At 55.4% G+C, this 25,143-nt stretch carries 22 protein-coding genes and 1 tRNA gene; 20 read left to right on the top strand and 3 right to left on the bottom strand.

Annotated features, from left to right (window positions below; all coding sequences use genetic code 11):
- Window positions 1-93 precede the first annotated feature (93 nt).
- A complete protein-coding gene (locus tag GQB00_RS11170; protein WP_111493704.1) occupies window positions 94-537 on the top strand; it encodes a DoxX family protein in 444 nt (147 codons plus the stop codon).
- 95 nt (window positions 538-632) lie between these two features.
- Entirely contained in the window at window positions 633-1,448 is an 816-nt protein-coding gene (locus GQB00_RS11165) for a DODA-type extradiol aromatic ring-opening family dioxygenase (RefSeq protein WP_165856261.1), read from the top strand.
- A gap of 23 nt (window positions 1,449-1,471) precedes the next feature.
- Here the strand turns inward: GQB00_RS11165 and GQB00_RS11160 are convergent, their stop codons facing one another.
- Entirely contained in the window at window positions 1,472-2,692 is a 1,221-nt protein-coding gene (locus GQB00_RS11160) for a GAK system CofD-like protein (protein ID WP_207950667.1), read from the bottom strand.
- A gap of 230 nt (window positions 2,693-2,922) precedes the next feature.
- On the opposite strand from GQB00_RS11160, the gene GQB00_RS22080 reads away from it, so the two are divergent.
- From GQB00_RS22080 to GQB00_RS11100, 12 genes are all read left to right on the top strand, one after another.
- Window positions 2,923-4,407 carry an aminoglycoside phosphotransferase family protein gene (locus tag GQB00_RS22080; protein WP_165856260.1) on the top strand — a complete coding sequence of 495 codons (1,485 nt, stop codon included), beginning with the start codon at window positions 2,923-2,925 and terminating at the stop codon, window positions 4,405-4,407.
- On the top strand, window positions 4,400-5,296 hold the full coding sequence (locus GQB00_RS11150; RefSeq protein WP_165856259.1) for a GAK system ATP-grasp enzyme: 897 nt from the start codon (window positions 4,400-4,402) through the stop codon (window positions 5,294-5,296). Before GQB00_RS22080 ends, GQB00_RS11150 begins: the two co-directional genes overlap by 8 nt.
- A complete protein-coding gene (locus GQB00_RS11145; protein ID WP_165856258.1) occupies window positions 5,293-6,378 on the top strand; it encodes an HprK-related kinase B in 1,086 nt (361 codons plus the stop codon). The genes GQB00_RS11150 and GQB00_RS11145 overlap by 4 nt, the downstream gene beginning before the upstream one ends.
- Window positions 6,378-7,058, top strand: coding sequence for a histidine phosphatase family protein (locus GQB00_RS11140; protein WP_165856257.1), 681 nt, complete (start codon window positions 6,378-6,380; stop codon window positions 7,056-7,058). The genes GQB00_RS11145 and GQB00_RS11140 overlap by 1 nt, the downstream gene beginning before the upstream one ends.
- Window positions 7,059-7,070: 12 nt before the next feature.
- Entirely contained in the window at window positions 7,071-8,399 is a 1,329-nt protein-coding gene (locus GQB00_RS11135) for a metallophosphoesterase family protein (protein WP_165856256.1), read from the top strand.
- Window positions 8,400-8,402: 3 nt separating this feature from the next.
- Window positions 8,403-8,666 carry an amphi-Trp domain-containing protein gene (locus tag GQB00_RS11130; protein ID WP_111493718.1) on the top strand — a complete coding sequence of 88 codons (264 nt, stop codon included), beginning with the start codon at window positions 8,403-8,405 and terminating at the stop codon, window positions 8,664-8,666.
- A gap of 528 nt (window positions 8,667-9,194) precedes the next feature.
- The gene (locus tag GQB00_RS11125) at window positions 9,195-9,560 is read left to right on the top strand and encodes a cupin domain-containing protein (RefSeq protein ID WP_162628712.1); all 366 of its coding nucleotides are present in this window, start codon (window positions 9,195-9,197) and stop codon (window positions 9,558-9,560) included.
- Window positions 9,561-9,605: 45 nt separating this feature from the next.
- The gene (locus GQB00_RS11120; RefSeq protein ID WP_165856255.1) at window positions 9,606-11,015 is read left to right on the top strand and encodes an NAD(P)/FAD-dependent oxidoreductase; all 1,410 of its coding nucleotides are present in this window, start codon (window positions 9,606-9,608) and stop codon (window positions 11,013-11,015) included.
- Window positions 11,016-11,180: 165 nt separating this feature from the next.
- A complete protein-coding gene (locus GQB00_RS11115; RefSeq protein WP_111493724.1) occupies window positions 11,181-12,671 on the top strand; it encodes a CoA-acylating methylmalonate-semialdehyde dehydrogenase in 1,491 nt (496 codons plus the stop codon).
- A 379-nt stretch (window positions 12,672-13,050) separates the two neighbouring features.
- Window positions 13,051-14,067: a TRAP transporter substrate-binding protein DctP gene (gene dctP, locus GQB00_RS11110; protein WP_204355703.1), complete on the top strand. Its 1,017-nt coding sequence runs from the start codon at window positions 13,051-13,053 to the stop codon at window positions 14,065-14,067.
- A gap of 65 nt (window positions 14,068-14,132) precedes the next feature.
- Complete coding sequence (locus tag GQB00_RS11105; RefSeq protein WP_165856254.1) at window positions 14,133-14,636, top strand: TRAP transporter small permease; 504 nt, start codon at window positions 14,133-14,135, stop codon at window positions 14,634-14,636.
- A gap of 48 nt (window positions 14,637-14,684) precedes the next feature.
- Window positions 14,685-15,983, top strand: a complete 1,299-nt coding sequence (locus GQB00_RS11100; RefSeq protein WP_111493730.1) for a TRAP transporter large permease — start codon at window positions 14,685-14,687, stop codon at window positions 15,981-15,983.
- Between the two features lie 93 nt (window positions 15,984-16,076).
- Here the strand turns inward: GQB00_RS11100 and GQB00_RS11095 are convergent, their stop codons facing one another.
- Window positions 16,077-17,030, bottom strand: coding sequence for a LysR family transcriptional regulator (locus tag GQB00_RS11095; protein ID WP_165856253.1), 954 nt, complete (start codon window positions 17,028-17,030; stop codon window positions 16,077-16,079).
- Between the two features lie 100 nt (window positions 17,031-17,130).
- Here GQB00_RS11095 and GQB00_RS11090 point away from each other — a divergent pair, with 100 nt between their 5' ends.
- The 6 genes from GQB00_RS11090 (at window position 17,131) to GQB00_RS11065 (ending at window position 23,994) form a co-directional block, all read left to right on the top strand.
- Window positions 17,131-18,465 carry an NAD(P)/FAD-dependent oxidoreductase gene (locus tag GQB00_RS11090; protein WP_207950664.1) on the top strand — a complete coding sequence of 445 codons (1,335 nt, stop codon included), beginning with the start codon at window positions 17,131-17,133 and terminating at the stop codon, window positions 18,463-18,465.
- Between the two features lie 36 nt (window positions 18,466-18,501).
- On the top strand, window positions 18,502-19,374 hold the full coding sequence (locus GQB00_RS11085; protein ID WP_165856252.1) for a dihydrodipicolinate synthase family protein: 873 nt from the start codon (window positions 18,502-18,504) through the stop codon (window positions 19,372-19,374).
- Window positions 19,375-19,528: 154 nt separating this feature from the next.
- Window positions 19,529-21,016 carry an aldehyde dehydrogenase gene (locus tag GQB00_RS11080; RefSeq protein WP_165856251.1) on the top strand — a complete coding sequence of 496 codons (1,488 nt, stop codon included), beginning with the start codon at window positions 19,529-19,531 and terminating at the stop codon, window positions 21,014-21,016.
- Between the two features lie 65 nt (window positions 21,017-21,081).
- The gene (locus GQB00_RS11075; protein ID WP_165856250.1) at window positions 21,082-21,681 is read left to right on the top strand and encodes a short chain dehydrogenase; all 600 of its coding nucleotides are present in this window, start codon (window positions 21,082-21,084) and stop codon (window positions 21,679-21,681) included.
- Window positions 21,682-21,909: 228 nt separating this feature from the next.
- Entirely contained in the window at window positions 21,910-22,851 is a 942-nt protein-coding gene (locus GQB00_RS11070) for a LysR family transcriptional regulator (protein WP_165856249.1), read from the top strand.
- 246 nt (window positions 22,852-23,097) lie between these two features.
- Window positions 23,098-23,994 (top strand): DMT family transporter, encoded by an 897-nt coding sequence (locus tag GQB00_RS11065; RefSeq protein ID WP_165856248.1) that lies wholly within the window; start codon window positions 23,098-23,100, stop codon window positions 23,992-23,994.
- A gap of 876 nt (window positions 23,995-24,870) precedes the next feature.
- Here GQB00_RS11065 and GQB00_RS11060 read toward each other — a convergent pair.
- A tRNA-Arg gene (locus GQB00_RS11060) sits at window positions 24,871-24,947 on the bottom strand.
- Window positions 24,948-25,143 lie beyond the last annotated feature (196 nt).

Here is a 25,143-nt window from a genome sequence, read left to right as displayed (position 1 = left end):
TAGTGTTGATTTTTGGTGATAGTAAAGTATTCACATCACCTGAGGCGAGGGCCTCGGGATTCATCGATCACAGAATCATTCGAGGTGTCCGTTATGAACAACGCATTTGTTAAAGCCCTGTTTCACTCCAATGCCGGTTTCGCCGCTCTGATTCTGCGGGTGCCCGTGGGTCTGACCCTGGCGGCCCACGGGGCCCAGAAACTGTTCGGCTGGTTTGGCGGCTACGGCCTGGAAGGCACCGGGCAGTGGATGGCGAGCATCGGTCTGGAGCCGGGCTACCTGATGGCGCTGATGTCCGGCAGTGCCGAATTCTTCGGCGGTCTGGCGCTGTTCCTGGGGCTGCTGACACGCCCCGCGGCGCTGGTGACGGCCTTCACCATGCTGGTCGCCATCTTTGCGGTCCACATCGGAAACGGCCTGTTCATGGCCAACAACGGCTACGAATACGCCCTGGCGCTGTTCGCCGTCACCGTATCACTGACTCTTCAGGGTGGTGGCCGGTTCGCACTGGATAACCTGATCCACAAGGCGCTCTGAGGCCGGTTGGCGAACGAAACCCGGAGAGCGAGCTGGTGCCGGTGGCCGGGCCAGCTCGTATCGCCGGTCTAGAATAGGTTTAAAGGAGCATGACGATGAGCACGCAAACCGATGTCCTGTTTATTTCCCACGGGGGCGGGCCCATGCCGCTGCTGGGTGATCCCGGTCACCGCGAGATGGTGGACACGCTGACGCAGATCGCGGGCAAGCTGCGCAAGCCTTCGGCGATCCTGGTGATCAGCGCGCACTGGGAAGAAGCCGTTCCGACCATCACGGCGGGTGCTCACCCCTCGCTGATCTACGACTACTACGGCTTTCCGCCGGAATCCTACGAGATCCAGTACCCGAGTCCGGGCGAGCCGGCACTGGCCGGTCAGATCGCAGCGGCACTGGAACGGGCGGGGCTGCCGGCCCGCCTGGACCGTGAGCGGGGCTTTGATCACGGGCTGTTTGTGCCGCTCAAGCTGATGTACCCGGATGCGGACATTCCCTGTGTGCAGCTGTCCCTGGTGAACACGCTGGACGCCGAGACTCATCTGGCCATGGGCCGAGCGTTGCAGTCGCTGGATTATGAGAACCTTCTCGTGATCGGATCGGGATTTTCGTTCCACAACATGCGCGCCTTTTATTCGGCGGTTTCATCGGACGACGAGGCCCGCAACCAGGCGTTCGAAGCCTGGCTGGAAGAGACCTGCAGCGATCCCGCCATGCCGGAATCGCAACGGGAAGATCGGCTGGCCCATTGGGATCAGGCGCCCCACGCCCGATTCTGCCATCCCCGTGAAGAGCACCTGATGCCGCTGCACGTGTGTTACGGGCTGGCCGGCAAGGCCAGCGATGAGCACCTATCGGCACAGATTCTTGGGAAGATGTCGGGGATGTATTACTGGCAGGTGGGCGGCCGGAACTGATGGCCAGTGGCGAGGGCGCCGGCTCAGGTCAGTCCGAGCAGCGCCTCGGCCAGCTTCACATCATCGTAGCGGTGCGACTCCGGATCGTCCGTCGCCAGATCAACGTCGATGACCTGCACGCCCATCTCACGTGTGATCGTCTCAAGCTGTTCGTCCGACACGGTCAGCAGCTGCGAGTCGAACAGCAGGAAATCGACTCCCGGACGGGCTGATGCGTCCGCGGGGGCTTTGCTCGACAGGTGGTCGCCGAGCACCCGGATCTGGTCGACCAGGGTCATGCCCAGGGTTTCGAGATCCGTGCCCAGGCTGGGCACATAGACGCGGGGCGCCGGGTTCCTGTTCACGGCCTTGGAGACGCCCTTGGGCAGCAGGTTGGCGATGACGCTGCTGTAGAAACTGCCGGGCGGGAAAACGATGAGTTCGGCGGCGTCGATCAGTTTGCGGGTTTCCTTGCCGACCCGCGACACGCCCTCGGTATCAACGTCGTCCGCCTCGCCGGAAAGCTGGATGGAGCGGATGGGCGAGTCGATCTCCGCGGTTTCCTTGCCGGTGAACCGGTGTTGGCCGTTGAGTGTGCGCCCGTTCTCCAGCGTCACCTTGAGTTGCAGGTCCGCGTCCGTCGTCGTGCGCACGGTTCCACGGGTCTTGATCAACTGGCCGAACAGGAAGGCAATCGGGTCCAGGGAGCGGTTGTGGATCAGGTACCCGCCGGTGAGGATCAGGTTGCCGACGCTGGCCCCTGCCAGGTCGAAGCTCTCCGGCATGTGGTCGTGGAAGGCGGCAATGTAGCTCTGGATCAGCGAACGCATGGGGTCGGCAATGGCCTTGAGCAGCGGGTGCTTGCCGCAGGCCAGGGCCTCCAGGCTCTGTTGCAGGGCCGCCGGGCTCCGGCTTTTGCCCAGTCGGTGCGAGAACAGGGCGGCGATCTCGGGATGACCGGTGACCGAGTCGTCCGCCAGGGACAGCAGTCGGGCCCGCAGGTCGCCCACGGCGGGCATGGCGAAGGCTTTGCGCAGTTCGGCGGAACTACCACCTGAATCGAAAGGTGTGACAAGATGAATCGAGTTATGGGTGTAGCGCGCCAGCACTTCGGAAAAGCTGCGTAGCGCCGTGCCGCCGCTGAAGAAAAGAAGCCTGGGGCCCAGCTCCGGTGCCTTGCGGTAGCGGGCCAGACGCAGGTCGTTACCTTTGGCCAGTCCCCGGGGCACGTTTAGGCGGGTGCAGGAAGAACGCTGTTTTGCCATACGTCTCTTTTTTGAAGTTGCCGTATTTGACGTTGTAAGAAAGGTGTCACCCAAAAGGCGGCGCGATTGCCTATAGTGTGCGCTTTCCGGTCGGTCAGTTGAGGGTGAAGCGGCTTATCAACGCATCAATTCTTGAGCATCTGTATTTTCTTCGATTCGAAGTGGAAAATCATTGCGAGCTGGTTGAAGTCTATGTAACTCGCCCGAGTGAGGCCACCGCGCACCGGCTCGTGAATCGCAAGGGTTACAGAAAAACCCTGCAGGAGAAAGTCGAGCTGTCGGTGGCGATGGATGTGCGCCGCCGCAAAGTCGACGGCCCGGGCTTCCAGCAAGCCAAGTCTCTCGAGCGCCTGGCCCGCTTGCTCGACCAGCTCGGTCAGGCCTGTCTCGATTTCACCGACATCCGGGCGCTGCGCGCGGCCCCGGACAAGCACTTCAAACCCTACGCCAAGCTGATTCGCCGCATTCGCAAATCCCTCGCGCTGGTCCTCATCAACCCGGAGGATGCCAATACCCGTCAGGGGCTCAAGCTCGGGCGTCGCGTGGCCAAGTTGACGGCCAGTCTGGATGAGGTTTCCGGCCCGGCGGACAGTGACCCCGGCCAGGTCCTGCATTTCCAGATCCATCGCATGATCCATCTGCTGAGCGAGATAGCCGACGCCCTGCTGGCGGCCAATTTCGGGCCGGCGGTGCGGCTGCAGAACTACAAGCAACTCAGGAGCGCGGCCCATGCCTTTGCCGATGAGAGCGACAGTTTCGGCGTCGAGCGGCTGGCGCTGACCCGCAGTGGCAGCACCATCGCCGCCTTGCGGGCCGAGCACGAAGCGTCCAGCGAGGTCATGGCGGTCTACAAGGAAGGGCAGGCCAGCAAGGTCCTGGAAGAGATTTCCGGGGTGGACCAGTGGAAAAAGGTCTACCCGAAAGTTGCGCCCTCGGTCATTTCCCACAACGTCGAGCACGAGGACGAGCTGGGCTCCATGGTGATCGAACACCTGCCCGGCCGGACTCTGGAATCGCTCTTGCTCAACAGTCAGTGGGACATGGCGGGCATCCTGGTGAACAAGCTCGGCAAGACGCTGCGGAAAATCTGGAAAAGCTCGTCGACCCGCGAGCACGCAGAGCCCGGCTACATGCAGCAGCTGCGCAAACGCCTGCCGGAAACCCGGCAAACTCATCCGGACCTGTTCAGCGAGGCGCAGACGATCTGCGGCCTGGTGCGCCCCGATTTCAACCAGTTGGTGGACCGAGCCGAGAACCTGGAGAATCGGGTCCGGGCGCCGTTTTCCGTGCTGATTCACGGCGACTTCAACGTCGACAACCTGATCTACGACGAACTCAAGGACCGCATCTATTTCATCGACCTGCACCGAGCGTCCTATTCCGATTACGTGCAGGATCTCTCGGTACTGATGGTCTCCATCTATCGCCTGCCCCTTCTGGACGAGTCAGCGCGTACCGAGATGAGGGCGCTGGTCAGCCAGCTCTACCGGTTTGCGCGCCGGTTCGCCAAAAGCCGGGACGACGCCAGTTTCGATACCCGTCTGGCGATTGCCCTGGCGCGCTCGTTCGCCACGTCCACCCGATTCATCTACGACAAACGCTTCGCCCGGCGGCTGGCCTTGCGGGCGAGTTTCCTGCTGGAAAGCGTGACGCGACTGAATCCCGATAAACTTGAAACATACCGGCTCCCCCTGGAGGACATTTTCAGTGACTAACACGCGCATTGCGGTCATCGGAACACCCGGCAAATGGTCGACCGAGGTGCTGGCCGATCACCTGGAACAACGCACCGGGTTCCGCTGCGTCGTCGATATGGCCGACGTGGTCCTGGAGCTGGAAACGGGGCGGCTGCGCTACCGGGATACTGTGCTCAACGATCTCGACGGCGTCATCATCAAGAAGATCAGTGAGGTCTATTCCCCGGCGGCGGACGACCGTATCCGCATGCTCGCCAGCCTGGAGGCCGATGGCGTGCGTTGTTTCAGTCGCCCGGAGCAGGTGGGGCGCCTGATCAATCGCCTGGAAGGCACGGCGGCGCTGGCGGCCGGCGGGGTGGCCCTGCCCACCACCCGGGTGACCGAAAACGTGGCCGAGGCCCTGGACGTGATCGACTCGTTCGGCAAGGCGATTCTCAAACCGCTCTATTCCACCAAGGCCCGGGGCATGGTGGTGCTGGAGACGGCCGACGGTGAGGCCGTGAACACGCAGAAGCTGGACGCGTTCAAGACCGAGCACGGCCTGTTCTACCTGCAGCAGTTCGTCAACCTGGGCGGCCAGGACCTGGGGATGGTGTTTCTGGGCGGTGAGTACCTGTGCACCTATGCCCGTGTCGGCGATGCCGGCGCCTGGAACACTACGATCCACAGCGGCGGCAAGTACCAGGCCTACGAGCCCGGCCCGGAGTTGATCGAGCTTGGTCGCAGGGCCCAGGCGTGTTTTGACCTGAGCTTTACCACCGTGGATATCGCGCTGACCGACGCCGGCCCGGTGGTGTTCGAGGTGTCCGCATTCGGCGGCTTCAGTGGCGCGCAGAAGGGCTGCGGCATCGATGCGGCCGGGAAGCTGTGTGACCACGTCCTGGCCGAACTGGGGGCGGGGGCATGATCAATCTGCTGGACGATAGCGCCATCGCCCGCGCCAGGTCCGGGTGCACGTCGGCGCTGTGTTTGACCTTCAATGGCCTCAAGGTTCGGCTGCTGACCAACAACCCGTCGATACTCGACTACCTGGTCGGCTATTTTTCAGGCCTGACCGACAGCCAGGCCGTCCAGAGAGAACTGCGGGTCTTCCTGATCGACGGCGAGCCGGATACGGGCGCGGTCGACTGGGCGCCGGTCCAGCGCAGCAAGGTGAGCCGGCTAGGGCTGAAGGAGGCCTATGTGGATACGCACGACGGCCGCTGGATCCACAAGGTGCGCACGGGCCTGGTGATGTTCCAGTCGTTGGTCGACCCCGTCGTCATGGGTGATCTGCTGGCCAACCGCTCGCAGGTGGTCAACTTCATCAACAACCAGTTCCTCAACCACTACCAGCGACAGGGTTACCTGCTGGGGCACGCGTCGGCGTTCGACATCGAGGGCCGTACGACGGCCATCGCCGCCAGCTCCGGCGGCGGCAAGTCCACGCTGATGCTCAAGGCCCTGGAGACGCCGGGGGCCCGATTCCTGTCCAACGACCGGATCCTGTTCAAAGCGGAGGGCGGCGCCGTGCGGGTGCTGGGGGTGGCCAAGCACCCACGGGTCAATCCCGGCACCCTGATGCACTCGGAGCGGCTGCGGTCGATCCTGCCGGCGGCGGAACAGAAGCGGTTTGCGGGCATGCCCACCGGTGAGCTGTGGGAGATCGAGCAGAAGTACGACGTGCTGATTCCCGCGGCCTATGGTGACGGCAAGACCGCGCTGTCCGGAACGCTCAGAAATCTGGTGCTGCTGGACTGGTCCCTGGACGATCCGGCGCCCACGGAGCTGGGTCCTGTCGACATCGAACAGTCGCCACATGCGCTGGACGGCCTGCGCAAAAGCCCCGGGCCCTTCTTCCAGAATGCGGAGGGTGTGTTTCCGCCGGAACAGAGCCCGGCGGCGGACGTTTACGCCGATCGTCTGCCCGGCGTGCAGGTGCTGCAGCTGACCGGTCGGGTCGACTTTGATCGGGCCGTTGAATTGCTCCACCAGAGGGGGCTGCTCTGATGGCCGCCATGGCCCTGATTCGACACGGCGCGTACGAACAGCTCGCCGGCACGCCCAGCGCGCTTCAGCCGTACCCGTTGACCGACGCGGGGATTGAAGAGGTGCGGGCGCAGGCGCGCCAGTTCGGCGACTGGCTCGCCGGGTCGGGCTATCGTCTGGCGCCGGAAATCCACTGCTCAACCCTTCTGCGGGCCTGGCAGACCGCTGAAATCTATCGAGAAGAGCTGGCGGCTTTCTTCGACGGGCCAGCGGTGACGCGCAGCTTTGCCGCGCTCTGTGAACGCAGCGTCGGCGCCGTGGCCAACCTGAGCGTCGCCGAGATTGAGCGCATTGTCGCGCTCGATCCGCGTCTGGAACCGCTGCCCGAGGGCTGGAAGTCCACCAGTGATTTCCGGCTGCCGTTCGATGGCGCGGAATCCCTGCTGGAAGCCGGTGGCCGGGTGGCCGATCACTTGAGATCCCTGCCCATTACAGACGCCGATCAGCGCATCCAACTGGTCGTGGGCCACGGGGCATCGATCCGCCACGGGGTCTATCATTTAAATGTCATAAAGTTCAGCGACGTTAAACGATTCAGCATGTTCTACGGTCATCCGGTCGTTTTCGAGGCGCAGGCGCAAGGCTGGACGCGTATATACGGACACTGGAAGAACCGACGCACATCCGAACCAATCGACTAGACGACAGACGCGATGGCATCCCCCGATTTCATTCCCAAGGTCAGCGACCACCGATTTCACAGCGCCGTCCTGAGCCGCCTGCCCACGGAATGGGAACCCTGGCCCGACGATCAGACGTCCGTGAATCACGACGACGCGCTCAACACGTTCATCAAACGCTCCCGCAAGAAAACCTTCGCCTGGCCCAAAAAGCCGGTGGTGTTCATTTCCGACCCCCACGCCGACGCCGAAGCGCTCGAAGCCTCACTGATCGCCGCGGGGGTGATCGAGCGGGACGGCGCCAACCTGTGTGAGTACCAACTGACCAGGTTCGGTCGCAAGGCGGAAATCATCGTGGGCGGCGATTGTCTGGACAAGGGGCCCAGCAACCTCGCGCTGCTGCGCAGCCTGGCCCATTTGTACCGGCTCAAGGCGGATGTGACCCTGCTGGCCGGCAACCACGATCTGCGTCTGCTCATGGGGCTGCTGGTGCTGGAGCGGGAAAAGGACGCCGGCAGCCAGCACCTGTTTGTGCGCATGGGGCGCAAAGTGGTTCCCCTGTTCCGGGAAGTGTTTGACCAGTACCTCGTCAATACGAACTGGAGCCGCGGGATGCCGTCGGAGGCGGAGTGTCGGCAGGCGCTGTTCCCGGATGAGGACTGGTTTGAGAACTTCCCGTACTTTGCCGCCGGCTTCCTGACCGCTGAGGGCATCGACCGGGAGATCGGAAAAATGGCGGTCAAGAGTCGGGAGTTCGAAGCGCATTGCACGGACGCCGGACTTTCCCTGCAGCAGGTCTACGCGGCGGCCATGAAGTGCCGCTCGCTGTTTCTCAAGGACTCCGGGGAGTTTCACTGGTTTTTCCGCAAGATGAGGCTGGTCAAACAGCGCGGGTCGTTCCTGTTTCTGCACGCAGGGCTGGACGATCATATGGCCGAGCTTCTGGCCAAGCGGGGCGTCAAACACGCGAACCGGGCCTTCAAGAAAAACCTGATGACACAGCACCTGTTCAGTTTCTACTATGGCTCGCTGGCCAACACCTTCCGCACCAAATACCGTGCGGTGGACCTGCCGCTGACCGAGCGCGGGGCCAAGGCCGCCAGGCAGGCCGGGATCCAGGTCCTGGTGCATGGCCATGTCAACCACCACGCCGGCCAGCGCATATCGCTGCAGCAGGGGCTGGTGCACATCGAGGCCGATATTACGCTGGACGCCCATTCCCGGGAACGTGAAGGTCTGGACGGTCTCGGGGTCGGGGTAACGCTGATCGACCGCAAGCGCGGGGTGGTGGGCCTAAGCGGTGACTACCCGCGCGCCAAGGTCTTCAAGCCCGGCCGCAAGGGACGACTGAAGGGAGCCTGATCATTGAAGTCGAAAACCAAGTTCAGCCACGACTCACTGCTGGATCGCCAGTCTGCCAAGGACCTGTTGGTGGCGCTGGGCAATGCGGTGAAGAAGGGTCAACTCGAGTTCGAAGAGAGCGAAGGCGATCTGGTGCTGTCTCCGAACAAACTGCTGCAGGTCTCCGTGCGCGCCAGCGACGAGGGCGACAAGCAGGAAGTGGAGGTCAAGCTGAAGTGGCGGACCAGGGCCAAAGAGGTTTCGGATACGGCGCCTAAGATCAAGTGAGAGCAGGGGCTGTGTTTTAGGCGGGTTTGGAATCGCCTGCAAAGATAGGATGGACTCGCAACGCTCTGTACGCGTTGCTCGGGGCTTCGCCCCGTCGTCGCGATGCTCCGACGCCCAAACGGCTGGCGCCGTTTGTATTCGGCCGCAAGCGGCTTCACCCCTTCGGGGCCGTCGTCACGACGTTCCGACGTTCTCTCCGTCTGCGTCGCAGACTCCGCGTCGAACCGTAGGTTCTTCATCGGCCATCAAGCAAACCAATATTCCACAAAAAGCCCCGCCACGTGCGGGGCTTTTTTATGGAATATTGTCCCGTCCTGACCTGACCCCCTCTGGCTTAACCGTTCCTCGCTTAGTGGCGTTCATCCATTGAATGGTTTTGCCATAAAGCACGACTTATCGCTTGGGTGATCCTTCCCATCGCAGCCGATACGCAAGTAGCCGCTTAAGTAAGGACAAGATCGTTGATATTTAACGTCTGTTTCCGAGCGAATACGTTCAAGGCTCGATAACTAAAACAGGAGTCTGATCGTGAGTATTCAATGTGTTCAAAAGCTGCAGCTCTCTTCCCTCGCCGAAGGCACCAAAGCTGAAACGCCGGCGGAAGCCTTGCTATCCGGTCATGGAGACGTAACGACTTACTTTGGTTTTGCCTCGGAGAACGGCAAGACAGTGAGTGGCATCTGGTCATCCGAAGCATTTAGCAAAAAGAAGTCCCACCCGGATGAAATGGAGTTTTGTTACCTGATTGAGGGCACGGTGAAGCTCACCGATTCCGAAGGCAACAGTCAGGAGTTTTCCGCTGGCGAGGCTCTGGTAGTAACTCCGGGATTCGACGGTATCTGGGAATCAGTCACGCACGTCAAGAAGTACTTCGTGATCACCAAGTGCTCGTAGGTGTAGATCGCCTCAAATCGGCGGGGCGCAATGAGGTTTGCAGCGATGATTTCAAATTACTCAACAGCCAGTTTTTGGCTAAGCCAGCTAGACCCACAGGGCGCGAGAGATCCGCTCGACGGTGATCGCGACGTCGATGTGGTCATTGTTGGCGCAGGCTATACGGGGCTTTGGACCGCGTACTACCTGAAAAAGAATGCACCCGAATTAAACGTCGCGGTCGTCGAAGCCAACATCGCCGGGTACGGCGCCTCTGGACGAAACGGTGGCTGGGTCGTTGGTTACGTTGCCGGCCTCGAAAAATACGTGTCTAGCCTGCCAAGCGCAGAGAAGCGAGATATCTGCAACGTCCTCTTCGACAACGTGGATGCCATTGGATACGTGCTTCAGGACGAGGGCATAGAGGCCAACTTCCACAAGGGCGGCGTCATCTATGGAGCCGCTCGGTTCCCGGGACAGGTAGCCAGGCAAAAGGCGTTTCTCGACGGTCTCTATGAGGCGGGGCATACCGAAGAGGATTGCTGGTGGCTGAGCGCCGACGAGATGAGCGCCAAGGTCCGGTTGCGCAATGGCTACGGTGGAGTATTCAAGAAACACGCCGCTGTTGTGCACCCGGCAAAAATGGTTCGGGGGTTGGCTGACGCTGTAGAAAAGCTTGGGGTAACCATCTACGAGCAGACTCCAGCAATGTCTGTAAAGCCAGGCGAGGTGGTGACCAAAAATGGTGTCGTGCGTGCGCCCGTTGTGGTCCCGGCGCTTGAAGGCTACTCCACAACCGTGACTGGGTTGGGTACCCGAATCATACCGGTTCAGAGTTTGATCATTGCCACCGAGCCTCTGTCTGAAAGCTTGTGGGACGAGATCGGTCTGAAAAATCGAGAAGCATTCTGCGATGGCGGTCGAATGATCAGCTATGGCCAACGATCAGCGGATGACCGAATGATTTTTGGTGCAAGGGGCGGGTACGTATATGGAGCGAAACCGCGCAGCGAGTTTTCACTGTCCGACCCGGAGTTCAGGCCACGGGAAGGCTTGATGCATGACCTGTTTCCCATGCTGAAAGGTGTCGAAGTGACCCATGGTTGGGGCGGTTCGTTGGGGGTTCCCAGGGCATTCGCGCCGCACGCGGTCTTCGACAAACGATCCGGTCTCGCCACCGCTGGCGGTTATGTGGGGCAAGGAGTCGGCCCTTCCCACTTATTCGGACGAACCCTTGCGGATTTGATTCTGGAAAGAGATTCCGAATTTACCCGTATGCCGTGGGTTTTCGGTGACAGACCCATAGGGCGGGCGTTGCGGAGGTGGGAGCCCGAGCCCTTCCGGTGGCTCACCTCAAGACTGATTCTTTCGATGTACGAATGGGAAGAAAAACTCTGTCAAGAAAATGCCAGCGCCTCATGGGGCAAGGTCATCGCGAATGCCATCAACAACAACTTGGGAAAGCTCATGCGCTAGCACCAGGTCGTTGGATTGCACCGAAACAGTAAATAAGTTCAGACATTAGCGTTTTCCGGCGGTTTGCAGTTCTTAAATTCGCGGAGCGCATCGTGTGCCAGAGCCATTTCTCATGCTTGTTGGGAATGGGCACATCAAACCGAAATAACAAGAGGAGCGGGTCAAGTGGAAACTGTTTGTCATCATATTAACGGTAAAGAAGTAACGGGAAGTGGCACTACGATCGAGATCACCAATCCGTCAACGGGAATGGTGGTTCGAAGCGTTGCCAATGCAGATACCGCGTTGGTACAAGCGGCGATTGAGGCAGCAAAAGAAGCCTTCCCTGCCTGGCGCGACACACCGCCGGCCAAGCGTGCGCAGGTGATGTATCGGTTCAAGCAGCTGCTGGAAGAGAACGCTGATCGCATCGTGCATCTGATCAGTGAAGAGCATGGAAAAACGCTTGAGGATGCCATGGGCGAGGTGAAGCGTGGCATTGAAAACGTGGAATACGCCTGTGGTGTGCCTGAGCTGCTGAAGGGTGACTATTCCCACAACGCCGGGCCGTCGATTGATGCCTGGTCGAACCATCAGCCGCTGGGCGTGGTGGCTGGTATTACGCCGTTCAACTTCCCGGCGATGGTGCCACTGTGGATGTATCCGATGGCGATTGCCTGTGGCAACGCCTTTATCCTGAAGCCGTCCGAAAAAGATCCGACCGCGTCTCTGGAAATTGCCAAATTACTGGAGGAAGCCGGGCTGCCGAAGGGCATCATCAACGTGGTCCATGGCGGCCGTGAAGCTGTGGAAGCCCTGCTTGATGCGCCGGACGTGAAAGCCATTTCTTTCGTTGGTTCAACCCCCGTTGCTGAAAGCCTTTACGCTCGGGCCTGTGCGAATGGCAAGCGGGTTCAGGCACTCGGAGGCGCGAAGAATCACGCGGTGGTTCTGCCTGACGCCGACATCGAAAACGCGGCCAATGCCCTGATGGGGGCGGCCTACGGCAGTGCCGGGGAACGCTGTATGGCGATTTCGGTCGCGGTATGTGTTGGCGATGAAACCGCCGATCGCCTCGTCGCCTCAATGAAGCAGAAGATCTCCGGGCTGAAGATCGGTCCGGGCACCGAGCCCGGTCTCGACATGGGCGCACTGATTACGAAAGAGCACCGCGACAAAGTCATTGGTTACATTGAAGATGGTGTGGCCGTGGGGGCAGAGCTTGTGGCTGACGGGCGAAACCTGAAAGTGCCAGGGCACGAGGATGGCTTCTTTGTTGGTGGTTGTTTGTTCGATCACGTGACCGCTGACATGAGAATCTACAAGGAGGAGATCTTCGGTCCGGTGCTGTGCGTCGTTCGCGTGAAGACCTTGGACGATGCCATCGCCCTGACCAACGCCCATGAGTATGGCAATGGCACTTGCCTGTTCACCAAGGATGGTGAAGCTGCCAGGCGCTTCTCTGACCAAATTGAAGTGGGCATGGTTGGCATCAATGTTCCACTGCCTGTGCCGGTTGCGTACCACAGTTTCGGCGGTTGGAAGCGCTCTCTGTTTGGCGATCTTCATGCCTACGGCCCGGATTCTGTTCGATTCTATACGCGGCGTAAGGCCGTGTCTCTGCGCTGGCCCTCGAAGTTCGAAGCAGCTCGCGCCGAGTTCTCCTTCCCCTCATAACCCGCCGTAAGGTGAGTCCTGGCGTTCGGATAGTAAGTCTGCCGCTCCTTGCGTTGTGTGCGTTTTGAATACATCGCATGGAGCGCGGCTTTGATGAGGGCCCGTGTATCTATGCCCGTTAGTTTAGATCGAAAAAGATCTGGGCGGTATTGATACCAAAAGTCATGCAAAAACAGAAAATATGGTTGCTTGTCGGGTGCGCTAGCCTCCCATAGCCTCATAAATAGAGCTGTTCTTTACGCCGGCGCACGGATATGAACCGGAAAAATGGTCATCACTTGGGCCTGAATACGAAGTCGAAATATTGCCGAGGCGATGATAGGGAACAACCTAAGTCCATGACGGTTAGTTACATTAAAACAATATAGGAGTACTCGTCGTGTTAGCACATAAAATTACCAAGTTGTTTATGTCATTGGTTGCTGCTTCATCTTTGACTGTATCTGCTATAGCTATGGCCAGCGATGAAAGCTATCGATTTAAAATGGTCAATTCGGATGATGCGGCAGACTCGCCGGTAGGGCGATCTGTACAGCTTTGGGCCGACCTCATCGAGGAAAAGTCCGATGGTCGAATGCAGGTCCAGGTCTTCCACCAGGGCGCCCTGGGTAACGTAGGCGAAGTGTTTGACCACCTGCTGGCCGGCAATGTTGATATGGCCATTTCACTTCCCCAAACCTCTTACGATAACCGCGTCGCTATCATGTCCCTCCCGTACCTTTTCCTGGGCTGGGATGAGGCATATGAAGCCTATGGTGCCGATGGCTGGATGAAGGAGATCGTTGAGCCAATTTTTACGGATCTTGGGCTTAAGAGTTTCGGAGTGTACCCCTACGGTTTTGCAGGCATTGCAACCCGAGGTGATTATGCTGCGAGCCTTGAGGAAGCCCAGGACAAAAATCTAAAAGTGCGAGCCATTCCGGCCTTCCCGGTTCCGCAGACATTGCAAGCCATGGGCTTTCACTCCGTACCCCTGGATTGGAACGAAGTTTATACCTCCATTCAGACAGGCGTCGTCGATGGCGATGCAGGGAATACCATCTACTGGGACTATCAGTACTTCGGCGACCTCCTGGATTATTACGTGCACACGCGACACCTTTTTTCCTACTCGATCCTGATGATGAATAAGGGGACCTGGGATCAGATGGACGATGAGGATCGGGAAATCGTTAGATCTGCGGCGAATGAAGTCATTAGAAAGCAGTTTACGGATGCGCGAGAAGAAGACGAGAAGTGGATAGCAAAAGCCGAAAAGGACGGCATGGAGTACTTCGAGCCGACCGACCTGCAGCTTGAGGAGTGGGCTGCTGTTGTCCGGGATGAGATCTGGACCCTCGCGGAAAAGGAGTTTGGTAAAGAGTTGGTGCAAAAAGTTATGGATCACGCTCAATAGATGAGTGGAACGAAAAGCGGGGCTGACCGTCGGTCCCGCCCCCCGAATCTATAGAGAGATTTATAATGAAAATTTTTAATCTTTTCGATTGCGCGTTAGATAGAGTCATTGCCCCACTTGTCGCAATTACTGGGCTCGCTATCGCTCTTTCCTTTGTGATTGGTGTCGTTGCTCGATCGTTCATCGGTGTTGCCATGTTTGGCCTAGAGGAACTGATCCTTATAGGTGTTGTATGGTTCTATATGATGGGGGCTGTTTTAGCATCGAAAGAGCGCTCCCATCTCCATGCTGATTTTGTTTCTGTAATTTTCAAAAGTGAAAAAGCAGTTCTGATATCTCGCATCGTCTCTACACTCCTTTCGATCGTTATGGCGGTCTTCTTTGTTATGTGGAGTTACTCGTTGTTTCAGTGGGGGGTTGATCGAGGAGAGAAAACGCCCATCTTCGCCATCCCCGTATTCATTAGTCAGGCCAGTGTGTTTGTTGCTGCGATCCTTATGACTTTATATCTTCTGAGAGATTTAATCTCAGATATAGGGAATTTGGCTCTTCATAGTAGTAAAAGCTGAATTGATCCAGTGCTGACTGAATACATATAACATGCTGAGGTTTGAGTTATGGGTGCTTTAATATCGATTGGTGCTGTGATCGTATTGATGTTGTTGGGGGTGCCGGTCGTCTTTTCTTTTGCGGCTATGGTTGCTTCTCTTGCGTTCTTTTATGACGTCAATGTGGCCTTCCTGGCAACAACCGGGTTTTCCTCAATTAACTCCATCATATTGGTGGCCCTTCCGCTTTTCGTAATGACAGGTTACCTGATGCAGGAAGGCGGCATAGCGGCACGGCTTGTGCGCTTTGTTGAGGCACTGACTGGCCACTCCAGGGCCGGTATGGGGTCGTCGATGGTCGTTGCCTGTGGAATATTTGGCGCCATATCGGGCACCGCCTCTGCTGCGGTGGCGTCCGTGGGATCGATCATGGTGGGGCCAATGCAGAAACATGGTTATAACCGTGCTTATGTCAGTGGGCTGTTGGGAATATCGTCGCTGCTTGGTTTGCTGATTCCGCCCAGTATTACCATGATTTTGTATGCGGTGGTAACACGCCAATCTGTAGCTGCCTGCTTCCTAGCCACAATTGGTCCTGGCATCCTTTTGATGTTCTTTCTCTGCATCTACAACTACTTGACCACACAGCTAAATCCCGCCGAAGCGGGGAAAGCAAGAGTCATTGGTAACAGACTGAGAGAAATTGGTGACACAGGCTGGAAGGCAGTACCTGCTTTAATGCTCCCTGTAATCATCCTCGGTGGGATCTACGGGGGGGTATTCACTCCCACTGAGGCGGCTGCCGTAGCCGTGGCTTACGCGATTCCTGTTGGTTTGTTTGTCTATAAGGGGCTGGATTATAAAAAAATCCTGAAGTGCCTTGTCTGTGCAGCCACCACTTCTGGTGTCATCGTCATTATTCTGTTTTTTTCATTCATTGTAAGTCGAATCTTGACGTTCGAGGCGATTCCTCAGCAGCTTACTTCTTTTCTATTAGAGACGCTTGAGAATAAGGTTGTTATCCTGCTGATGGTAAACGTCTTCCTTATTCTCCTTGGCATGATAATGGACGACATCAGCGTGATTGCCATCGCCAGTCCGCTCCTCGTTCCTGTGATGGCGGAGCTTGGCATCGATCCGATCCACTTTGCGGCGATCATTGGTACCAGTGTGGTGATTGGCTGTAACAGTCCGCCCATGGCACCAATTCTATTCATGTCCTGCCGGGTGGCTGACGTTAGTGTTGCAAAAGCCTTACGCCCAGCGCTAGCTCTTATGCTCTTTACCGCTTTGCCAGTAATGCTGATTGTGACGTTCTGGTCTCCACTCGCGCTTACCCTGCCGGGTGTCATGGGATATTTGGACTGAGGCCGCTGGAAGATTGAGTGGGAAACCACACATCGTTTTATTGGTTTTCCGCTCAATTTCTGAAACCCTTGATCGTATCTCTTTCTGTTATTTCTACAGATTGCTCAGAAGCCAATTCTTGATTTTTAGTATGGCCTCTTGCTTGTCATTATTCTTCCGATGAATGAAGTAATGCACTGCATTTCCCAACTCAACGAATTGGCTTACTGGCCTGACCAATTTGCCTTCTTGCAATAAGCTCTCTACCAAGTGATGCCAGCCGAGAGCCACTCCCTGATGGTTTCGGACCAGTTTTATAAGGAGCTCGTAATTGCTGGCGGTAAATGTACCCTCGTCAATCTTGTCCACTGGGTCTGCCCCCTGGAGAGTAAAATCAAACCATTGCCTCCAGCCAAACCCTTGATGTGCCATTGAGCCCTTTAGATGCAGTAGGTCCGCTTTGTGGAGATTCTCGACCTCGCTGATATATGGATGGCGTTCAAGATATTCTTGGCTGCAAACTGGGTAAACCTTTTCGCTAAACAGAGCGGTGGATACAAAGTTGTTATCTTGAGATGGGGTCAAGTTAATGTAGCAATCAATGTTTTGGTTGTGGTCAATGAGGTTGATGTCGTCCGTTGCATAAATTGACAGGTCTATGTCCGGGAACAGCGATCTCAGATCCCCAATTTTATTAGCCATCCAAAATATAGAAAACGCATGAGTCATAGCTATGCGAAGGTGTATCTTGGGGTTTGACGTTGTAGCTGGTGAAGGTGTTATTTCTTTTACTGTCTGAGCAATATGAGAAAAACAAACATAAGACGTCTCGTAAAGTCTCTGGCCGCTGTCGGTTAGCTCTATCGTCCGCCTCTCTCTCTTAAATAATGGGGTTCCCAGTTGATCTTCAAGTTCCCTCACTTGTCGGCTGACGGCTGATTGAGTCAGGCATAACGCTTTCGCCGCATCTGTAAAGCTTTTGTATCGTGCTGATGCAACAAAAGCCTTTAGGGCGGTTAGGGAAACCATCTTCGTAAAAAACGCGTCCGGTTGTATTTCCTCTTTCATGATTTTTAGTCCTGAATTTGTATGAGATTTTGTCGCTGGCGTTGTAAGAAGGACTAACTGTACGCTGAACCTTATCATGAACCGTGGTGGAGTTATATAAGTGGCAAAACAACAAAAGATTTCTGTGCTGCCTAAAGAGTCATCCGATAGTGGATGGTTTGCAACGCTTAGTGAGGTATCAGAAGCCAAAACACTCGCCGGGAATGTCAATACGGATTGGGTAGTCATTGGTGGCGGTTGGTTTGGTACGAGTGCCGCGCGGAGGCTTGCGGAGCTGAATCCTAACGACAGCGTTACGTTGGTTGATGCTGGAAGAATTGGAAATAATGCGGCTGGCCGCAGCGCGGGATTTGCAATTGATCTGGCTCACAATCCTCGATCTAAAAATTTTGCTGATAATGAGCAAGGTAATATTAACGAGTCTTTTGTGAATCGAGCTGGTATCGATTACTTAAGAGAAGCTGTTGAAACTCATAATATTTCTTGTGACTGGAGTCCGCAGGGAAAAATTCACTCCGCAGCAACGCTCCGAGGCGCGAAATGCTTGAGGACTTTCGCTGAGGCTCTCTCGAGAATCGGAGAGGAATACCATTGGTATAACGCGGAGGAAATGCGGGAGATAACTGGTAGTAGTCATTACCACCTGGGTCTGTTTTGTCCAGGCACAGTATTGATTCAACCTGCCGCTCTTTTGCGCGGGCTGGTCGATAATATGCCGGATAACGTCACTGTTTATGAAAATACGCCCATCAATGAAGTGATTGATCACGATGCGTATAAAACTCTGAATACCTCTGAAGGGACTATTAAAGCCAAGAAAATTATCTTGGCAAACAATGGCCTTATTTCGAGTTTTGGGTTTTATAAGAATGCGGCTGTTCCTATCTACACATACGCCAGCATGACACGTCAACTTTCTGACAATGAATTGGAGCGGTTGGGAGGTAAGGGACCATTTGGCCTGATCCCCGCGGATCCGTTTGGGACCACGGTACGTCGGACAGCCGATAACCGCATATTCATTCGGAACGTTTATCGCTACGAGCCGAAATTTACCAGCCCTCTTGATGCGGTTGATGCGGCAAGGAGGATCCACCAGCAGTCCTTTGCAGCAAGGTTCCCGCAAGTTGCAGATATGGGTTTTGAGCACTCTTGGGGCGGGGCCTTATGTCTCTCCCAGAACAATGGTGGAACGGTTTTCGGAGAGTTGGCCAACGGTGTTTTTGGAGCCGGTTTCTGCAACGGAACTGGTATTGCGAAAGGGGCGATATTTGGAAAGGGCGTTGCGGAACTCGCCTCGGGCAAGACTTCTCGGGTCATCAATATCTTGTCGTCACGGCCGAGGCCGACTTCGTGGGCTCCGAAGTCGATTTTTGGATTGGCTGTTAAGGCTAATGCCGCTTATCGCTTGCGCAAAGCGGGAAAAGAAGTGTGAGTTTAAAACAATACAACCGATCAGGAGGTTAGTGATATGGCAGATTTGCATGGTGTTAGTTTGGCAATGCAGACGCCTTTTAAGGATGACGGAAGTATCGACTACGATCGTTTCTGCGATCTTATCGATCGATACATTGACGCGGGCGTTCATGGCGTCGTCATCAGTTCAGGTTCCGGTCAGCATCCATATTTGACAGAGGAAGAGTGTAATAAGTTGCTCTCTGTTGGCGTTGAGCGGATCGCTGGTAGAGCTTCGGTTGTTATGCAAACTTCAGCTCTTAATATGTCCGAAGTTCTGCGTAGATCCATCGCTGCAGAGGGTTTGGGTGCGGATGCCATCATGGTGCTTCCTCCTTTCTTTGAAGGCCCGGTAACTGATGACGGTATCTTCAAGTTTTATGAGGAAGTGAACAAAGTCGTGGGTATCGATATTGTTGGTTACAATATTCCCGCGGCAACGCAAGTTGAAATTACTCCGGAACTTTATCGTCGTCTTCTCGAGCTTGAAAACTTTAATTATATTAAAGATAGCTCCGGGGACATGATTAAAACGCAGATGCTGATTAACGAGGGCGGCAAGGTGCTCAATGGTGCCGATCCCATCGCCCCTTATGCCTTCATGGCGGGTGCTTATGGCGCTATTTGGGGCTCTGCCAACTTTATGCCCGAGGAATGTGTTGAGCTGTATAACCTGGTTGATAAAGGCAAGTACAATGAGGCACTTGAACTTTGGGCCAAAATGTTCCCCTCCTCAACGTACCTCTGGTACAACAATTATATCCCGGCCGTTAAAGCTGCAGCCCGATATATGGGCTTCGATGCGGGTACTGTACGCACTCCATTGGCTGAAATTCCTGAAGAATCGGTCAAGCAGTTGATTAAGAGCCTGGAGCCGCTTAAGAGCTAATAACAGAATTCTAAATCTTGATTGTCGGGGCATGCCAGGACCTGTGCATGCCCCACCATCACGCCTTGGAAGCTTGCCTGACAACCTCAATGAACGAGGTGTGGTGGTATTTGCTTTCAATAAGACTACTGAATGTCTGTGAAATGGTGGCCAAATGAATAATAAAAGTCTCTATCAAAGCATTTTGAATAACATGAACTTCCCCCAGGGAAATTTTATCAATGGTGAGTTTGCCGACGCTCACTCCGGTAAAAAACTGGAAACCATTAACCCGGCGACTGAAGAAAAATTGTGTGATATCGCCTCCAGTGGCGAGGCTGACGTTGAAACAGCGATTGCCAATGCTCGCGCTGTGTTCGACAGCGGAATCTGGTCCCGGTGTCACCCCTCCGAAAGAAAAGAAATCCTTGTCCGGTTCGCAGCCTTGATCCGTGAGCACCAGGACGAACTGGCGGTTCTGGAGAGCGTTGATAGCGGCAAGCCGATCAGTGATTGTCTCGAGGTGGATGTTCCCGAAACCGCGGATTGCATTGCCTGGCACGCTGAAGCGCAGGACAAGTTGTACGACCAAATTTCTCCGTCAGGGAACGACGCGCTCGGACTGATTGTCAGGGAGCCCATCGGTGTCGTTGGCGCTGTATTACCCTGGAATTTTCCTCTGTTAATGGCGGCATGGAAAATCGGTCCAGCACTGGCGACCGGGAACTCGGTCATTGTGAAGCCTTCTGAGTTGACCAGTCTTTCGATGCTTCGGCTGGCGGAACTGGCCGTGAAGGCAGGTCTGCCGAAGGGCGTGCTCAATGTCGTGACAGGCACCGGCCCGAACGTCGGGCAGATCCTCGGATTACACCCGGACGTGGATGCAATCACCTTTACCGGATCGACCGCTACCGGACGCCGTTTCCTTGAGTATTCAGCCCAAAGCAATATGAAACGGGTGGTCCTGGAGACCGGGGGAAAGAGTCCGTGTGTGGTGCTGGAGGATGCAGATTTAGATCGGGTGGCCAAACACGTTGTTCTCAGTTTCGTTAGCAATATGGGGCAGGTGTGCACAGCGAATACCCGATTGATTGTTCCCGCGTCGTGCAAGGACGCCTTGTTGACGAAAATAAGTGACGAGATCAAAGCGTGGACGATCGGTGACCCCCTGGACCCAGAAACCCGCCTTGGGCCGTTGGTCAGCAAAGAGCACTATTCCAAGGTCGTGGGCATGATCGACAAGGGCGTCAGGGAAGGGGCCACTAAGCTCGGTGGCGAGCAAGCATTTGAGGGCCCAGGGTACTATTTGGCTCCCGTCGTGTTTGATGATGTCGACAACGCCATGGCTATCGCCCGGGAGGAAATCTTTGGCCCGGTGCTTTCTGTCATCACCTACGAAAACACTGAGCAAGCCGTTGAAATTGCAAATGATAGTGATTTTGGGCTGGCGGCTTCGATCTTCACCAAGGACCTGACCAGTGCCCATCGACTTGCGCGCCGTTTACGTGCCGGAACGGTATCCGTGAACAGCTACAGCGAGGGCGACGCCTCAACCCCGTTCGGCGGTTATAAGCTGTCTGGCTTCGGTGGGAAAGATAACGGTGTCCAAGCTCACGACCAGTACACGGAGCAGAAGACAATTTGGGTCGATCTGTCTGAGTGAATCCGGTCAGTTCGAGTGGTTTCTCTGTGTTCCATAATGCGATTTAAGTTATTTCAGGTGTAGTTATGAAGATTGTCCTTGTTGGAGTAAATGGTGCGATTGGCCAGGCTGTGCAGCGGCACCTTGGAGAGCGTCACACGATAATCGGCGCCTCACGGACCAACGCAGAGCTAAAAATCGAAATGACAGATAGCCAGAGCATCCGGTCGGCGTTCGAGAGCGTTGGCAACTTTGATGCCCTGATCGTTGCCGCCGGAGCCGTGGCGTTCAACACGTTTCCGGCCATGACAGACGATGAGTGGCAATTAGGGCTGGATAGCAAGCTCATGGGCCAAGTAAAGCTGGCTCAAATCGCGCTGGATTACCTGAATCCCCATGGCTCGATCACGCTTACGAGTGGGGTGACCAGTAAGGAATCGATAGCCATGGGTGCCTCATCGAGCATGGCAAATTCCGCTTTGGAAAGTTTTGTGAGAGCCGCCTCTACGGAGCTCCCCAATAATTTGCGAATGAACATTGTCAGTCCAACGGTGCTTGAGGAATCCGTGGGCCAGTATGGCGAATATTTCCTGGGCTTCGAACCAGTGTCCTCTACCTCTGTCGGGTACGCGTATCAGCGTTCTGTGGAAGGTGTTGAGAACGGTCGAACGTATGAAGTTTTTTGATTGCTGAACTCTGAAACCTCTGGGTTTCGGGCTTTGGAGAGGGCTAGTCATTCCGTGTTTGTGTTGCATGCTCGTTATCGTTAGCCCTCTCCTTTTTTAATCGAAGATCTCTCGGTCAACGGAAGTTCCCACTGAACCGTTTAAAGCCGTTTGTGGTGAAGCTTCCTGGGCGAAGCGAAGCTAAATCTCGCTTTGCCGGTTTTCGGTGACTGGAACGTGAGTGCCGGTATGGTAAAGAAATTTGGAAACCCGTCTGCGTTGGGCCAGATCGGTGATTCAGACCTGAGGCAACTGAAAATTTTCAAGGTTGTTGTCGATTGTGCGGGGTTTACTCAGGCGGCAGCCGAGTTAAACGTCACCCGCTCGGCAATCAGCAGCAGCATGGCAGATCTGGAAGCAAGGCTGGGGCTCAAGCTTTGTAATCGGGGGCGCTCAGGGTTTTCGCTCACTGATTCCGGTAGAAAAATCTACAAATACACTAACGACTTGCTGGCCTGCGTTAATGAGTTCAGGTTAAAGGTCAATCTCATTCACTCCTCATTAACCGGCGAGCTTAATGTTGGGGTGGTGAATAATCTCATTTCATGTCCCAAGATGCGTATTGTGAATTCGCTTCGGAAGTTTAAGAACGAAGCGCCGATGGTAAAAATAAACTTTGTGACCATGCCGCCAAATGAGGTGGAGCGAAGGGTGCTGGGAGGTGAACTGGATATTGGGATCGTTCCACAGCGCAAGGAGATATCGGGTCTTCATCAACACAAAATGTATGGAGAAAAAGTCGGCCTGTTTTGTGGCGAACTCCACCCCCTTTACGCGCTGAATGATTTCGACATTACCGACTCAATGCTCCTGGAGTACGACATGGTGGCTCCCAACCATTCCATCGTAAAGTCGGCCGAGGAGCTCTATCGGGATTTTAAGGTGACGGCTGAAGTGAGTGATGGTGAAAGCATTGCATTCCTGCTGATGACCGGCTGTTTTATCGGATTTCTCCCCATAAACTATGCCCGTCAGTGGGTTGAGAAAGGCCAGTTCAGGCAGGTTTTGGCCAACAAGTACGAACATAAAAAAACGTATGTGGCTCTTTCCAGCGCCGGCCAGAGTCGCGACCCTGTGGTTGAACTCTATCTGGAGTGCCTCACAACGGATGCAGAGAGAGTTGGGGCGTAATCCTCTCGGTGACCCGTTTCTGGGGCTAATGTCTTCAGCGCTTGCTTGAACCAGATAAACCAGCTCATTTCGTAAGCCGATGCTGGAATTGACAGTACCCACCCAATCCCCCATATAATTAGCGCAGGTGAAGGCATCTGTACTGGTTCGCTCCAACGTTAGAGAAGAAATTGGGAGCGACACCGGGCCTTCTTGCGGCCTCCGCATACTCTAACCATTCTGAAACTCCAGTGAATGGTTAGATGCATGCCAAAGAAACACCTGTTTTTCCTCCTGCTTATACTCGGAACCGCATTCTGGGGCGTCTCGTTTGCCTACGTTAAAGTCGGCGTGGCAGACGGCTCTCCTTTCGTTTTCCTCGCCTATAAGTTCGCTCTCGCCGCATTAGCTCTAGCGGTACTGTTCGCGAAGCGGTTTCGCCGTCTCGACTGGAATACTATCTTCGCCGGTACCCTGATTGGACTTCCGTTGCTGTTCGGTAACGTGTTTCAGACCATAGGGTTACAACATACCAGCGTCACCAACACTGCGTTTATTACCGGCTTGGATGTTCTTTTGATTCCCCTCTTTAAATGGAGCTTCTTCAGAAAGCCCGTAAAAGGCCGTATATGGGTCTCTTGCTCGGTGGCGCTACTTGGACTTTATCTGATAGTGGCGAAACACGGGTTAAACCTGAATGCTGGCGACATTTGGGTTATGGCTTGTGCTGTTTTCTTTGCTAGCTACGTTATGACGGTAGGGTGTTTTGCGCATCGGTTCGATGCAATGCTAACAGTAATAGTTGCGATGACAGTATGCAGTCTCGGCAGTGGGCTTGGGGCTATATTTGATGAGCAGGCAATATGGATCCCTTCAGAAATGCAATTTTGGAAAGGGGTTCTTATCACAGGCCTGCTCGGTACTGCTTACATGTATGGAATACAAAGTTCGGCTCAGAAGTACATAGAAGAAGAGAAGGTGGCCTTAACCTACCTTTGTGAGCCCATTTTTGCGGCTGTTGCCGGCGTGATCATGCTTGGAGAATCGCTCAATGCCCGCACTATTTTCGGTGGCTTATTAATTTTGGTCGCATTGTTGATTGCAGAGTTGGACCTAAAGTGCCTTCGGCCACGAGAGCCGAAGCGGGGTGGGGCCTCTCTTTGAAGCCTGCTAATGTCGACTGTGCAAGGAATGGATCATGACCCATTACCCATGATAGCCGTGGATGGCCGCCAACCTTTTCGTATCACGTTGGCTTCTCGGTGAGATGGGACACTAGTCCGTGGGTTGGGAACATGGAAAGGAGCGGATGAGTAGAAATCGGAAGGTGGCAGCTGTCGAATGGGGCAAAGGTCGAGGTTGGTGACAATAATGTTTAAGGTTCAAGACGTTGGGAATGTCTAGAGATAATCGAGGCACAGAAGGCAAAAAAGGTCTGAGTTCCCAATCGGGTCTTTGAAATCATCGCCCGCCCGATAGGGTGAGCCACGACCGTTTGTCCGGTGGACAAACGCAGCGTAGCGAACGGCGCCCGGCAACCAGGAGCGGAGCGACAAAAAAACGGGTGACTGGAAATCCGAGGAAGGGGTGTCGTCCGACTCTGAGTCGTAATATGAACTTGTGCACTGCCTGAACGGATAGGATGGACTCGCAACGCTCTGTGCGCGTTGCTCGGGGCTTCGCCCCGTCGTCGCGATGCTCCGACGCCCAAACGGCTGGCGCCGTTTGTATTCGGCCGCAAGCGGCTTCACCCCTTCGGGGCCGTCGTCACGACGTTCCGACGTTCTCTCAGTCTGCGTCGCAGACTCCGAGTCGAACCGTAGGTTCTTCATCGGCCATCGAGCAAACCAAAGTTCCACAAAAAAGCCCCACACGAGGCGGGGCTTTTTTGTGGAATATGGCCCGCCCGATAGGGTGAGCAACGACCGTTTGTCCGGTGGACAAACGCAGCGTAGCGAACGGCGCCCGGCAACCAGGAGCGGAGCGACAAAAAAACGGGTGACTGGAAATCCGAGGAAGGGGCATTTTCTGCAAAGAAAATGGCCCGCCCGATAGGATTCGAACCTATGACCTTCGCCTCCGGAGGGCGACGCTCTATCCAGCTGAGCTACGGGCGGATGCTACGAACCGTTTTGATGGTCCAAAGCTCACGAAACCAGCGCCAAGCGCCAATTTCGAGTGCGCAATCTTACGTGTGGCCGGGCCTTGTGTCCAGCCCCGCGTGGTGGCGCGTTCTTTTGAGACGTTGTGGCGAATTGTTACACAAAAATCATGCCCCAGGGGTTGCGTTCTCAATCGCTAATAACAATAATT

The sequence above is a fragment of the Marinobacter sp. JSM 1782161 genome (genome assembly GCF_011421605.1).
GTDB classification, from domain to species: domain Bacteria; phylum Pseudomonadota; class Gammaproteobacteria; order Pseudomonadales; family Oleiphilaceae; genus Marinobacter_A; species Marinobacter_A bohaiensis.
Note: the sequence above shows the minus strand (reverse complement) of the source record. Positions and strands in the feature narration are given on the sequence as shown.

What these genes read in the sequence shown, in the direction of transcription:
- GQB00_RS11135 (WP_165856256.1), top strand. Translation starts at nt 7,071, where the DNA reads ATGGCATCCCCCGATTTCATTCCCAAGGTCAGCGACCACCGATTTCAC.
- GQB00_RS11100 (WP_111493730.1), top strand. Translation starts at nt 14,685, where the DNA reads ATGGGTGCTTTAATATCGATTGGTGCTGTGATCGTATTGATGTTGTTG.
- GQB00_RS11165 (WP_165856261.1), top strand. Translation starts at nt 633, where the DNA reads ATGAGCACGCAAACCGATGTCCTGTTTATTTCCCACGGGGGCGGGCCC.
- GQB00_RS11095 (WP_165856253.1), bottom strand. Translation starts at nt 17,030, where the DNA reads ATGAAAGAGGAAATACAACCGGACGCGTTTTTTACGAAGATGGTTTCC.
- GQB00_RS11080 (WP_165856251.1), top strand. Translation starts at nt 19,529, where the DNA reads ATGAATAATAAAAGTCTCTATCAAAGCATTTTGAATAACATGAACTTC.
- GQB00_RS11075 (WP_165856250.1), top strand. Translation starts at nt 21,082, where the DNA reads ATGAAGATTGTCCTTGTTGGAGTAAATGGTGCGATTGGCCAGGCTGTG.
- GQB00_RS11105 (WP_165856254.1), top strand. Translation starts at nt 14,133, where the DNA reads ATGAAAATTTTTAATCTTTTCGATTGCGCGTTAGATAGAGTCATTGCC.
- GQB00_RS11120 (WP_165856255.1), top strand. Translation starts at nt 9,606, where the DNA reads ATGATTTCAAATTACTCAACAGCCAGTTTTTGGCTAAGCCAGCTAGAC.
- GQB00_RS11145 (WP_165856258.1), top strand. Translation starts at nt 5,293, where the DNA reads ATGATCAATCTGCTGGACGATAGCGCCATCGCCCGCGCCAGGTCCGGG.
- GQB00_RS11070 (WP_165856249.1), top strand. Translation starts at nt 21,910, where the DNA reads ATGGTAAAGAAATTTGGAAACCCGTCTGCGTTGGGCCAGATCGGTGAT.
- GQB00_RS11085 (WP_165856252.1), top strand. Translation starts at nt 18,502, where the DNA reads ATGGCAGATTTGCATGGTGTTAGTTTGGCAATGCAGACGCCTTTTAAG.
- GQB00_RS11065 (WP_165856248.1), top strand. Translation starts at nt 23,098, where the DNA reads ATGCCAAAGAAACACCTGTTTTTCCTCCTGCTTATACTCGGAACCGCA.
- GQB00_RS11140 (WP_165856257.1), top strand. Translation starts at nt 6,378, where the DNA reads ATGGCCGCCATGGCCCTGATTCGACACGGCGCGTACGAACAGCTCGCC.
- GQB00_RS11160 (WP_207950667.1), bottom strand. Translation starts at nt 2,692, where the DNA reads ATGGCAAAACAGCGTTCTTCCTGCACCCGCCTAAACGTGCCCCGGGGA.
- GQB00_RS11170 (WP_111493704.1), top strand. Translation starts at nt 94, where the DNA reads ATGAACAACGCATTTGTTAAAGCCCTGTTTCACTCCAATGCCGGTTTC.